Annotated in this window: 10 protein-coding genes and 1 pseudogene; 5 read left to right on the plus strand and 6 right to left on the minus strand. The window is 64.8% G+C overall.

Features of this window, described 5'->3' with window-relative positions; genetic code table 11:
• Positions 1 to 37: 37 nt before the first annotated feature.
• Positions 38 to 766 carry a transglutaminase-like cysteine peptidase gene (locus XH83_RS32150; protein ID WP_194404594.1) on the plus strand — a complete coding sequence of 243 codons (729 nt, stop codon included), beginning with the start codon at positions 38 to 40 and terminating at the stop codon, positions 764 to 766.
• Positions 767 to 855: 89 nt separating this feature from the next.
• Positions 856 to 1,969: pseudogene (locus XH83_RS32155) on the plus strand (lysozyme inhibitor LprI family protein).
• 177 nt (positions 1,970 to 2,146) lie between these two features.
• On the opposite strand, the gene XH83_RS32160 reads toward XH83_RS32155, so the two are convergent.
• The 6 genes from XH83_RS32160 to XH83_RS32185 form a co-directional block, all read right to left on the minus strand.
• Entirely contained in the window at positions 2,147 to 3,346 is a 1,200-nt protein-coding gene (locus XH83_RS32160) for an ABC transporter substrate-binding protein (RefSeq protein WP_194404595.1), read from the minus strand.
• Between the two features lie 139 nt (positions 3,347 to 3,485).
• Entirely contained in the window at positions 3,486 to 5,324 is a 1,839-nt protein-coding gene (locus XH83_RS32165) for a long-chain fatty acid--CoA ligase (RefSeq protein WP_194404596.1), read from the minus strand.
• A gap of 91 nt (positions 5,325 to 5,415) precedes the next feature.
• Positions 5,416 to 6,204 (minus strand): ABC transporter ATP-binding protein, encoded by a 789-nt coding sequence (locus XH83_RS32170; protein ID WP_194404597.1) that lies wholly within the window; start codon positions 6,202 to 6,204, stop codon positions 5,416 to 5,418.
• A gap of 3 nt (positions 6,205 to 6,207) precedes the next feature.
• Entirely contained in the window at positions 6,208 to 6,966 is a 759-nt protein-coding gene (locus tag XH83_RS32175) for an ABC transporter ATP-binding protein (RefSeq protein WP_194404598.1), read from the minus strand.
• Complete coding sequence (locus XH83_RS32180; RefSeq protein ID WP_194404599.1) at positions 6,963 to 8,114, minus strand: branched-chain amino acid ABC transporter permease; 1,152 nt, start codon at positions 8,112 to 8,114, stop codon at positions 6,963 to 6,965. The genes XH83_RS32175 and XH83_RS32180 overlap by 4 nt, the downstream gene beginning before the upstream one ends.
• A gap of 5 nt (positions 8,115 to 8,119) precedes the next feature.
• The gene (locus XH83_RS32185) at positions 8,120 to 8,995 is read right to left on the minus strand and encodes a branched-chain amino acid ABC transporter permease (protein ID WP_194404600.1); all 876 of its coding nucleotides are present in this window, start codon (positions 8,993 to 8,995) and stop codon (positions 8,120 to 8,122) included.
• A 261-nt stretch (positions 8,996 to 9,256) separates the two neighbouring features.
• On the opposite strand from XH83_RS32185, the gene XH83_RS32190 reads away from it, so the two are divergent.
• The 3 genes from XH83_RS32190 (at position 9,257) to XH83_RS32200 (ending at position 12,451) form a co-directional block, all read left to right on the plus strand.
• Positions 9,257 to 10,006: an ABC transporter ATP-binding protein gene (locus XH83_RS32190; RefSeq protein WP_194404601.1), complete on the plus strand. Its 750-nt coding sequence runs from the start codon at positions 9,257 to 9,259 to the stop codon at positions 10,004 to 10,006.
• The gene (locus XH83_RS32195) at positions 10,003 to 11,529 is read left to right on the plus strand and encodes a permease (protein WP_194404602.1); all 1,527 of its coding nucleotides are present in this window, start codon (positions 10,003 to 10,005) and stop codon (positions 11,527 to 11,529) included. Before XH83_RS32190 ends, XH83_RS32195 begins: the two co-directional genes overlap by 4 nt.
• 109 nt (positions 11,530 to 11,638) lie before the next feature.
• Positions 11,639 to 12,451: an MBL fold metallo-hydrolase gene (locus XH83_RS32200; protein WP_194404603.1), complete on the plus strand. Its 813-nt coding sequence runs from the start codon at positions 11,639 to 11,641 to the stop codon at positions 12,449 to 12,451.
• The last annotated feature ends 21 nt before the right edge of the window (positions 12,452 to 12,472 follow it).

Below are 12,472 nucleotides of genomic sequence, written 5' to 3' on the forward strand. Positions count from 1 at the left end.
CGAGGGGGACCCGGCGAAGCCAGGAAGGGGATGTCAGATGGAGACCGCTGCTCGCTCGCGCGCCTGGCGCGCAATGCTTGTCCTGTGCGGATTGATCCTGTTCGGATCGGCCGCCGAGCTTCGCGCCGGCTCGCTGCTGTCGCCGGGAGCCGGCCTTCTCGTGCGCAAATCCGCCGAGCCGTTCGGCGTATTCGCCTTCGCGATTTCGTCCGGCAGCCTGCGGCAAAAATGGCTCGCGCTGAAAGACAGGCTCGACGACGACATGGTGCAGCTTGCGCTGTGCGACGGCGACCGCGACAATTGCGCGTCGCCCGCGGCCCTGAAGCTGCTCGCCATCGTCGACCAGGCCCGTACTCGCGACGGCCGCGCGCGGCTCGGCGAGACCAACCGTGCCATCAACCTTGCCATCCGGGCCGCCAATGACGGCATGGACGACGTCTGGAGCTCACCGCTTGCGACCTTCGCCAGCGGCACCGGCGATTGCGAAGACTACGCCATCGCCAAGCTGGCCGCGCTGCGGCTGGCAGGAATCGCCGCCGAAGACCTCCGCATCGTCGTGGTGCGCGACGCCAGGGCCGGTGAAGAGCATGCGGTTGCCGCAGCAAAGCTCGACGGCCGCTGGCTGATGCTCGACAACCGCCGCATGGCAATGGTCGAGGACGACGCCGCGCGTAGCTATCAACCGCTGTTCACACTCTACCAGTCGGCCGTGCTGAAATATGTCGACGACCCCGCGCGGTTCTCGATGGCGTCCGGCGCGAATTGACCCTCTTGTAGACCAGACCTCCCCACACAACCCCATTCCACCACGCGATCCCAGACGCTAGCATGGCGCTTCCATGCGGGGGCGAGGGAATGCGGTTCATCGTGCTGACTGTGATTGCGCTGCTGGCGCTCGCCTCATCCGCGTCAGCGCAGTCCGACCGTTCCATCGCCGACAGGCTGCCGCTGTTCGCCAAGAACAACTGCGCGCAGATCCGCGACCCTGGCAATCAATTGTTCTGCGGAGACGCCGCGCTTGCGGCCGCCGCCGAGACGTTGAGCACCGCGATCGAGGCGCGGCTCGCCCGCCTGCCCGATCGCCTGCCTGCGATCGAAGAGAATGCGATCTGGATCCGCCAGCGCAATCTCGGCTGCGGCATCGTCGGGCAGACCGCGGTCCGCCCTGACGAATTCGACCGGGTGAAGGCGTGCCTGCTCAAGGTGACCGAGGAGCGCGCTGCGATCGTGCGCGATCCCGACTTCGACTGCCTGGCGGCCAACACCGCAGCAGGCGCGCTGATCTGCGCGGACCCGTCGCTGACCCTGGCCGAAGCAGAGCTCAATGGCCTCGTGCTCGGACTGATCAGCAAGCTGGATTCGACCGCGGCGCGCTTTGCCTTCGCTGAATACGGCAGGTGGACCCGCGAACGCGACCGCAAATGCAATTTGGTCGGCAAGGAGAACGTGCCGCTCGAGGAGCTCGAATCCGCGGAGGACTGTGTTGCGGAGCATTTGAAGCGCAAGACCGACGAAGTGCGCGCCGCGAAGGGAGATCCCAAGAAGGTGTTCGGCCGCCAAGTCGCGGCCCGCATCCCCGACACCGACGCGGTCGACTTCTGCGCCGCACGGATCCATGCGGCCAATTCGTGCGGCAACTTCCTGCGCATCAACCGCGTCTACGCGCTCGACAGCCAGGTGACCGAGCAGGAGGCGCAGGTCACGGGCGAGATCGAAATGGCGGTGCTGGCGCCCTTCACTGTGTGTAGCAAGGTCGCGACCACCTGCACCGGCACCTGCTGGGACGCCAGGACCGGTCGTCCGCAGCCAGGCGCCGCCAACAAGGAACGCTCGGGCGGAAGCCTTCAACGTGACGCGCCGCCTCAGGATCCAGCGGACGTTTGCGTTCGTCAAAGCCGCCGACGGCTGGCGCTGCCGCGAGGACGAACTGGCGCCGGTGAATTCGGGGACGGCCGGCGGGGGATCGTAGCACTTACCCTCCCTTGGAGGGGAAGGGCCGGCTCGCATGGAGCGCAGCGAAATGTGAGACGGGGTGGGGTGACGAACTCTCGGCTTTGCGGCACTGCCCGTGCTGAGAGATCACCCCACCCCGCTCGCGCTACGCGCGATCGCCCCTCCCCCACCAGGGGAGGGTGAAAGCGAAGCATCAGAACATCAGATTGTCCTTCACCAGCACCCAGCGGCCGCCCTTGACCTGCTGCACCTGGGTGATGGTGTTCGCGAGGTGGTCGGTCTTGGAGAACTTGGTCGGCGGCGAGTTGAAGATGTCGAGGAATTTTTCACCCGACTCGAGCGCATCAAGCATCTTCTGGCCCGTGAGGTCCTTGCCGGCCTTCTGCGCATAGAAGGCGAAGGTCATCATCGCATTGTAGCCGATGATCGCCTGCGTGTTGGCGTCGGTGCCGAACATCTTCTTGTAGTTGACGAGCCAGTCCTTGACCTTGCCTTTCGCGGTGTCCTCATAGGGGATCTCGAAGCCGCTCGCGGCGTAGAGGCCTTCGACGGCGTCCTTGCCGAGCATCGGCACTTCCATCACGTTGGTCGGCGTTGCGCCGAGGAAGGTGACGTCCCAACCGAGCTTCTTGGCCTCGGTCATGGCGCCGATGGGTTCACGCAGCACCGCGCCGAGCACGACGAGGTCACAGCCGTCGGACTTCATCTTGGCGACCTGCGCGCTGAAGTCGGAGGCGCCGCGCTTGTAGCTGGTGATCGAAGCCGGCTGCACCTTCATGGCTGTGAGCTGCTGGTTGAAGCCGTCGAGCACGTTTTTGCCGTACTCGTCGTCCTGGTGCATGATGCAGGGCTTCTTGAAGTTCTTCCACTCCATCATGTATTTCAGCGCCGCGCGCGTGCTCTCGACATAGGGCAGCAAATTGTTGAACTTGAGGCGCTCCTGCGGCTTGGCCGGATCGAACTTGAAGGTGAACTCGGCGGCCGTCAGCGGAAAGAGCTGAAGCACGCCGGCGTCGAGCAGGATGTCCTGCGCGGCGAGCACGGTAGGCGATCCCATCGCCCCGACCATCGCGAAGATCTTGTCGCGCTCGATCAGTTTTTGCGACGCCAGCACGGCCTTTTTCGGATCGTAGCCGCTGTCCTCGATGACGAGGCGGATCTTGCGGCCGTTGACGCCGCCGGCCGCGTTGATCTCCTCGGTCGCCATCTTCATGCCGTTGGAGACCGGAACGCCCCAGCCCTTGATCGGGCCCGAGAGATCCTGATGCGTACCGATGACGATCTCGCTTGCCGAGATGCCCTCGTTGGTGACCTTGGTTTGCGCCGCGGCCGGCAGACAGGTGAGCACCACGGCACTCACAGCAAGGCCGAACGCGCTGAACGATTTCGACATTGACGTCTCCTCTCCTAAAGGCCCGTGTTACGCGGAGGGCGGGGGCCGTCGCTCCTTCGCTTTCTCAGACGTGACTTTTCTTCAGCGCATGCCCCTTCTCGGAAAACCGGTTTCCACTCTTCCGGGGCATGCGCATGCCTCACGCCACCGCGCGTTGGCGATACATCGCTTCGATCTCGGCGGCGTAGCGCTTGTTCACGAAGCCGCGCTTCAATTTCATGGTCGGCGTCAGCTCCTCGTCCTCCGGCGTGAGCTGGCGCTCGATCAGGTAGAACTTCTTGATGGTCTCGACGCGGGCGAAATTGCCGTTGACCTGCTCGATCTCGCGACCGATCAGATCCTGAATCTCCGTCGCCCGGCACAGGCTCGCATAATTGGTGAAGGGAATGTCGTGATCCTGGGCGAACTTCTCGACATTCTCCTGGTCGATCATCACGAGGCAGGTCAAATACGGCCGCTTGTCACCGATCACGACGGCATCCGAGATGTAGGGCGAGAATTTGAGCTGGTTCTCGATCTCGGACGGCGTGATGTTCTTGCCGCCGGAGGTGATGATGATGTCCTTCATCCGGTCGGTGATCCGAACGAAGCCCTCGTTGTCGATGGTGCCGACGTCTCCGGTGTGCAGCCAGCCGCGCTGATCGATCGCCTCCGCCGTCTTCTCCGGCTGGTTGAGATAGCCCATGAACAGGAAGTCGCCCTTGATCAGGATCTCTCCTTCGGGCGACAGCGCGACCTCGCCCCAGGACACCGCGGTACCCACCGAGCCGAGCTTGATCCGCTCCGCCGGCATCATGGTGGCGACGCCGCAATTCTCGGTCTGGCCGTAGAGCTCGTGCATGTCGATGCCGAGCGCGAGATACCAGCGGATCAGTTCCGGCGCGATCGGCGCCGCGCCGGTGAAGGCGACGCGGCAGCGATCGAGCCCGATCATGCGGCGGATGTTGCGGAATGCGACCCGGTAGGCGACGCGGCTTGCGAGCCGCAGCGACAGCGGCGGCGCCTTGCCCTCGAGCCTGTAGTCGACCATGCGGTAGCCGATGCCGATGGCGCGGCGATAGACCCATTGCTGGAGCGGCGTCGCATCCTTCAGCGCGATGGTGACGGCGGAATAGAATTTCTCCCAGATGCGCGGCACCGCCAGGAAGACGGTCGGCTGCACCTCGCGCAAATTGTCCGGCACGGTCTCCGGGCTCTCGGCGAAATTCATCACCGAGCCGAGCGCGACCGAGATGTAGTAGCCGCCGATGCGTTCGGCGACGTGGCAGAGCGGCAGGAAGATCAGGCGGTCGTCGTCCTCTCGCGCCGGGATGAAGTCATTGGCATGCCGCATCTGGTGCGTGACGCTGCGGTTGGCGTGCATCGCGCCTTTGGGCGGGCCGGTCGTGCCGGACGTATAAACGAGGATGGCGAGATCGCCGGCGCTGCGGCTGTCTATCATCTCCTGCCACAGCGCCTCGCGCCCGACCATGTGATTGCGGCCGAGCGCGCGAAACTCGTCGAGCGACATCACCATGTCGTCGGAGAAGCCGCTGAGCCCCTCCATGTCGAACACGATGATCTTCTGCAGGCTTGCACAGCGGGCGCGGCAGGCGAGGATCTTGTCGAGCTGCTCCTCGTCCTCGGCGAAGATCACCCTGGTTCGGGAATCGTTGACGAGATATTCGACCTGGGACGACGCGTCGGTCGGGTAGATGCCCGAGGAGACACCGCCGGCGCACAGGATGCCCATGTCGGCATGGACCCATTCCGGGACGGCGTTGGCGATGATGGAGGCGACGTCGCCGGGCAGGAAGCCGATCGCATTGAGCCCGTAGGCGATCTCCTTGGAGATCTCCAGCCATTCGCGCCAGCTCGTCGGCTGCCAGATCCCGAATTTCTTCTCGCGGATCGCCGGCCGATCGCCGCGCGCCTCCGCAGCGCGCAGAAAGCTCTTTGCGATCGTATCAGCGACCGTCAGCACCGCCGGTCGGGCCATGCGCCTCTCCTCCCTGTCGCCTGCCTCCGCTGCCTGCCTTGCCGGCGGTCTATGTCGCGGATGGCAAGCTCATCTTACTGCCAGCTTGTCCTCACCGCCACGTCTTCTTCTTTTTCCAGCGCCGCTCGCCGCGGGCGCCCGCTTCCTTGGCGCCAAGGTAGAACTCCTGGATGTCCTGGGAATGCATCAAGCGGTCGCAGCTGTCGTTCATCACGATGCGGCCGATCTCCAGCACATAGCCGTAATGCGCCGTCTCCAGCGCCACCTTGGCGTTTTGCTCGACCAGCAGGATCGACATGCCCTGCTCCTCGTTGACGCGCCGGATGATGGTGAAGATCTCCTTCACCAGCAGCGGCGACAGGCCGAGCGAGGGCTCGTCGAGCAACAGCAGCGTCGGCCGGTTCATCAGCGCGCGTCCGATCGCGAGCATCTGCTGCTCGCCGCCCGAGAGCTGGCCGGCCGGCTGGTTGATGCGCTCCTTCAGGCGCGGGAAATAGCCGTAGACGCGCTCGAGATCGTCAGCGACGCCGTCGCGGTCCTTGCGCGGATAGGCCCCCATCATCAGGTTCTCGCGCACGGACAGGAACGGGAACACCTCGCGCCCCTCCGGCACATGGCTGAGGCCGAGCCGCACGATCCGGTCGGCCTCCATGCGCTGGATCGGCTTGCCCAGGAATTCGATCGAGCCCTTCTGCGGATCGAGGATGCCGGAGATGGTCTTCAGGACCGTGGTCTTGCCGGCGCCATTGGCCCCCAGCAGCGTGACGATGCGGCCGCGCGGCACTTCCAGCGAGATGCCGCGGATCGCCATGATCGGTCCGTAATAGCTCTCGATGTTGGAGAGCTTCAGGATGATATCGGGTGTCACCGCGGCATCCATGGGTCAGGCTCCAAGATACGCGGCGACGACGTCGGGGTGCTGCTGAACCTCGGCAGGCGAGCCCATCGCCAGCACGCGGCCGTAGTTCAGTGCGATGACGCGGTCGGAGACCCGATTGACCAGCGACATGTCGTGCTCGACCATCAGCACGGTGATGCCGAGCTCGCTCTTCATGTCCCGGATCCAGAACGACATGTCGTCGGTCTCCTCGACATTGAGGCCGGATGACGGCTCGTCGAGCAGGATCAGCTTGGGCTCCGAGCACAGCGCGCGGGCCAGCTCGATCACCTTGCGGACACCATAGGGCAGGCCGGAGATCAGCTTGTCGCGATAGGGTTCGAGATCGAGGAATTCGATGACCTGCTCGACCCTGCGGCGGTGCAGCTTCTCGTTGGCCCGCACGCTCGGCAGGAACAGCAGCTCCTGCCAGAGCTGCGTGCTCGAGTGCCGGTGGCGGCCGACCAGGAGGTTGGAGAGCACGGTCGCGTTCTCGAACAGCTCGATGTTCTGGAAAGTGCGGGCGATGCCGAGCTTGGCGATGTCGTAGGGCGGCTCCTCCGTGATGTCCTGGTTCTCGAAGAAGATACGGCCCGAGGTCGGCCGGTAGATCCGCGAGATCAAATTGAAGATCGAGCTCTTGCCGGCGCCGTTGGGCCCGATGATCGAGAGGATCTCGCCCTTCTCGATCGCGAAGGACACCGCATCGACGGCCTTGAGGCCCCCGAAATGCAGCGACAGGTTCTCGGCGCGGAAATAGCTCATCGGTTCCGCTCCGACTTCACATAGATCTTCTGCCGCTTGAAGGTGGCGCGCTTGTAGAGCGGGAACAGCTGGAAGAAGAGCTTGATCTTCAGCCAGCGGCCGTAGAGGCCGAGCGGCTCGAACAGCACGAACAGCACGATGATGATGCCGTAGATCGCGCCCTTCAGGCCGTTGAGCGAGGCGAAGGCCGCGACGTTCGACTTGATATTTCCCGCGATCGCCGGGCCGGCGCCAAGCGTCGCCGCGATGCCGGAGATCATGCCGGGCATGTCGTCCTTGAGGTAGGTGAGGAAGGGATCGATCATCACGATGAAGATCGCGCCCAGCACCGCACCGTGCAGGCTGAAGGTGCCGCCGATCAGGATCACGATGATGAACTCGATCGAGAGCTGCAGCGTGAACATCTCCGGCGAGATGAAGGAGAGCTTGTGGGCGAACAACACGCCGGCAAAGCCGGTGATCGCCGCAGAGATCGCAAAGGACTTCACCTTATAGAGCGCGACGTTGACGCCCATGCTGCGCGCCGCCGTCTCGCTGTCGCGGATCGCGACGAAGGCGCGCCCCGTCGGCGAGCGCAGCAGATTGAGCGTGCCGACGATGGTCAGCACCAGCACGGCAAGGCAGAGGAAATAGAAGGCCGGGCTGTCGCGCGGCACCGTGACGCCGAGCAGCGACAACGTCTTGACCCGCATGCCCTCGTTGCCGTTGGTGACGCTTTCCCAGCGCGCCAGGATCTCCTCGACGATCAGGGCGAAGGAGATGGTGGCGATGACAAGGTAGATGCCGGTGAGGCGCAGCGCGGGAAAGCCGACCATCGCGCCGATGATGCCGGTCAGGCCGCCGGCGGCGAGGAAGTAGACCGGGAACGGCACGTTGTATTTCTGCAAATAGGCGGCGGTGTAGGCGCCAATGGCGAGGAACGCGGCGTGGCCGAGCGAGGCCTGGCCGGTGAAGCCGGTGAGGATCAAGAGCGCCACGCCGACGGTCGCATAGATGCAGACGAAGACGAGCTGGCTCATCAGATAGCTGGAGAGCACATAGGGTGCGATCAGCAGCAGGGCGAGCAGGATGCCGTAGGAGACGAAGTAGCCCGAATGCGGGAACAGCTTGATGTCGTCCTCATAGTCGGTCTTGAACAGGAAGCGCATGGCGTTCAGACCTTCTTGCGGACGTGGTGGCCGAACAGGCCTTCGGGCTTCAAGAGCAGCACCGCGAGCAACACGAGATAGGGCGCGACGTCCTTCCAGCCTTCGGGCAGGTAGAAGCCGGCCATGCTCTCGATCACGCCGATCAGGACGCCACCGACCACCGCACCCGGAATCGAACCGAAGCCACCGAGCACCGCGGCCGGAAACGCCTTCAGGCCGAGCACGAGGCCGACATTGGAATGGATGAAGGTGATCGGCGCCAGCAACACGCCGGCGCAGGTCGCGACCGCCGCGCTGATCGCCCAGACGATCGAGACGACGCGCTTGACCGGAATGCCCATGTAATAGGCGGCGAGCATGTTCTCGGAGCTGGCACGCATCGCGGTGCCGAGCGTGGTCTTGTTGAAGAACAGCCAGAGCAGCGTGCACAGGATCATCGTCGCCGCGATCACCGACAGCTTGTCGTAGGCGAGCACCAGCGAGCCGATCCGCAGCACGCCTTGGCTGAACGGCGTCTCGATCTTCAGATCGTCGGTGCCCCAGATCATGCCGGCGATCGAGCGCAGGAAATAGCCGAGGCCGATGGTCGCCATGATGATGGAGAATTGCGGATAGCCGAGGATCGGCCGCACCACCACGCGCTCCGCCAGCATGCCGAACAGCGCCATCGCGGCCACCGCACCGGCAAAGCCGATCCAGTAGTTCAGGCCCATCATGCCGATGAAGGTGAAGGCGAAGAAGCCGCCGAGCATCATCAGGTCGCCCTGGGCGAAATTGACGACCTCGGTGGCCTTGTAGACGAGCACGAAGCCGAGCGCGATCAGGCCGTAGACGCAGCCGAGCGCAACACCGCTGACCAGCTGCTGAACGAAATCCAGCATTGACGCACGTCCTCCCGATACAACCGGCGGTTCTTCCCGACCGCCTTGCCGTATCTTGTGTCCAGTCGCTACGCAGTCGTTTCGCCGCGTTAGCGCCATTTGTCCGGAACCAATTCAGCCTGAACCACTCAGCGCTGTCAACAAACGGTGACTTGCCTTTAGTCCAATCCGGATGACGGAATTTGCTGCAGCGCGATTCACCGCGCCGAAACATCTTCGGGTCATGGTCCAAGCGATGCAAAACCGTATGGTGTGGCCGTCATGAAGCCGGACAGCTCGGCGCTGGAGGTTAAGGGGTTAACGAAGCGTTTTGACCGTCTGGCGGTCGATAGCCTCGATCTCACCATCCACGCCGGCGAATTCTATGCGCTGGTCGGCCCCAACGGCGCCGGCAAGACCACGACTTTGCGCATGGTGGCGGGCCTGCTGCGCCCCGATGCCGGCGCGGTCTCGATCTTCGGCATTGATGGGCTCCAAGACCCCGTCGCCGCCAAGCAGGTGATGGCGTGGGTCTCCGACGAACCGATGATCTACGACAAGCTGACCCCGCTCGAATACCTCGAATTCGTCGCCGGCCTCTGGGGCATCGCGCCGTCGGTCTCCGAGCCGATCGCGCAGGACCTGCTGGATTCGCTCGGCCTCGCGCCGCACCGGCACGAGCGCTGCGAGGGCTTTTCCAAGGGCATGCGCCAGAAGGTGGCGCTGGCCGGCGCGCTGGTGCACGACCCCCGCCTCATCATCCTCGACGAGCCGCTGACCGGGCTCGATGCCGTCTCGGCCCGCCATGTGAAGGGCCTGCTCAGCGAGCGTGTCCGCGCCGGCTGCACCGTCATCATGACCACGCATATTCTCGAAGTGGCCGAGCGCATGGCCGACCGCATCGGCGTGATCGCCTCGGGCCGCCTCGTCGCCGAGGGCACGCTGAGCGAGCTGCGCCAGCAGAACGGCGATGCCGACACCAGCCTGGAGGATCTCTTCATCGCGCTGGTGACGCTTCCGGAAGCCGCATGAGCTCGGCGACCGCGCTCTCCTGGTTTGCCCGCCACGAGCTACGGCTCGCCTGGCGCGAATGGTTCGCCATGATGACCGGCGGACGGCGCAAGCGGACGCGCGCCGCTGTCATCGGCCTCGTCTGCTTCGCCGCGCTGCTGCACCTGCCGGCCTGGGCGGTGATCGGCCGCTTCGCCGATCTGCAACTGCCGCTCGACAAATCCTCGCTGATCGTGATCTCGGCGACGATCTTCCTCGCCTGGACCCTGATGTTGTCGCAGGCGATCGAATCGGTGACGCGGGTGTTCTACGCCCGCGCCGATCTCGACCTTATCATGTCCTCGCCGGCAACGCTTGCCAATCTGTTCTCGGTCCGCATCGCCGCGATCGCGCTGACCGTCACGGTGATGGCGCTGCTGTTTTCGACGCCCTTCATCGACGTGCTCGTGATCGGCGGCGGGCCGCGCTGGCTCGCTTCATTCGGCGTCGTGGTCGCGATGGGCCTGTCGGCCGCGGCGATCGCCATCGCCGTCACCATCCTGTTGTTCCGCCTGATCGGCCCGGCGCGGACGCGCCTGATCGCCCAGATCCTCGCCGCGATCATCGGCGCCGGCTTCGTGATCGCGCTCCAGGTCGCCGCGATCATGTCCTACGGCACGCTGTCGCGCTTCACCATCCTGACCTCCGGTAGCCTGGCCGCTCACGCCCCCGACGTCGACAGCATCTGGTGGTGGCCGGCGCGGGCGGTGATGGGCGACAGCGAGGCGTTGCTGCTGCTCCTGGCGCTCGCTTTGGTGCTGCTCGGCAGCGTCATGGCGATGTTCTCTCACCGCTTTGCCGACACGGCGATCGATGCCGCGGCCTACGGCACATCGGGCGGCCGGCGCGCCAAGGAACGGCCGTTCCGCGCCGGCTCGCGGCAACAGGCGCTGCGGCGCAAGGAATTTGCGCTGCTCTGGCGCGATCCCTGGCTGATCTCACAGACCCTGATGCAATTGCTCTATCTGGTGCCGCCGGCGCTGCTGCTCTGGCGCAATTTTGCCGACAGCTCCGCGGCGCTCACGCTGATCACGCCCGTCATCGTGATGGCGGCCGGGCAGCTCGCCGGGGGACTTGCCTGGCTGACGATCTCGGGCGAGGACGCCCCCGACCTCGTCGCGACGGCGCCCTTGACGCCCTCCAACGTCATCCGCGCCAAGATCGAGGTGGTGCTGATCGCGATCGCCGTGATCTTCTGCCCGCTGATCGCCACACTCGCTTTCGCCTCGCCTTACCAGGCCGCAATCAGTGCCGGCGCGGTCATCACAAGCGCGGCCTCCGCGACCGCGATCCAGCTCTGGTTCCGGGTGCAGGCCCGGCGCAGCCAATTCCGCCGCCGCCAGACCTCGTCGCGGCTCGCGACCATTGCTGAAGCCTTCTCCTCGATTGGTTGGGCCGCGAGTGCAGCGCTGCTGCTCGCTTTGCCTCTGGCAGGCCTGATCAGCGGCCTGATCACCGCCGGCCTCGTCGCGGTCACCTGGAAGTTCAGCCCAAGACGCGAATAGAGGGCGGGAGCGACAGGTGCGACACTGACGCGCTGTTGATCGCTGGCAGTTGGCTACATGCAGCATTGCACGCTAGACTTTCCCCGAGGCGTCATCGGGGACGGAATTCATGTGGCGACTGGTTTCGGCGGCTCTGGCGCTGTTCGGCGCAGTTCTCTCACCTGCCCTCGCCCAGCAGCCACAACGCAGCGAATGCCTGGCGATGGCCAATGCCGCGCCCAGAGCCATACCGGTCGCGCTCCGGCAGGCCGCCGGCACCGCCGAGGTCGAGATCACCTATGCCGGCCACTCCACCTATTTCATCGACTCGCCCGGGGGCTTGCGCATCGCGACCGATTACAGCGGCGCCTATCAGGTGGGACGGCTGCCCGACGTCGTGACCATGAACCGGGCCCACAGCACGCACTACTCGCTGTTTCCCGACAAGCGCATTCCTCACGTGCTGCATGGCTGGGGCGAGGACGGCAAGCCGGCGATCGTGTCGGAGCGTATCAGCGACACCTTCATCCGCAACGTCACGACCGACATCCGCCGCTATTTCGGCGACGATGCCGGCACCGACATGATCCGCGACGGCAATTCGATCTTCATCTTCGAGGTCGCCGGCCTCTGCATCGGCCATCTCGGCCACCTCCATCACAAGCTCGACGACAGCCATTTCGCCCAGATCGGACGGCTCGATATCGTGATGGTGCCGATCGACGGCACCTACACCATGTCGCTGGACGGCATCTCCGACATCACCAGGCGGCTGCGCGCCTCGGTGGTGCTGCCGATGCACCGCTTCGCCACCCCGCTCGACGACTTCATGCGCCGGATCGGCCAGCAATTCGAGATCGACCGCCGCTCCGGGCGGTCCTTCCGGATGTCGCGGGATGCGTTGCCCTCGAAGCCGACGGTGATCATCCTCGACGGGGTCTGAGGCGCAATTTTCTCCAAGCCG

The sequence above is a fragment of the Bradyrhizobium sp. CCBAU 53351 genome, from assembly GCF_015291745.1.
In the GTDB taxonomy this organism is placed as follows: Bacteria; Pseudomonadota; Alphaproteobacteria; order Rhizobiales; family Xanthobacteraceae; genus Bradyrhizobium.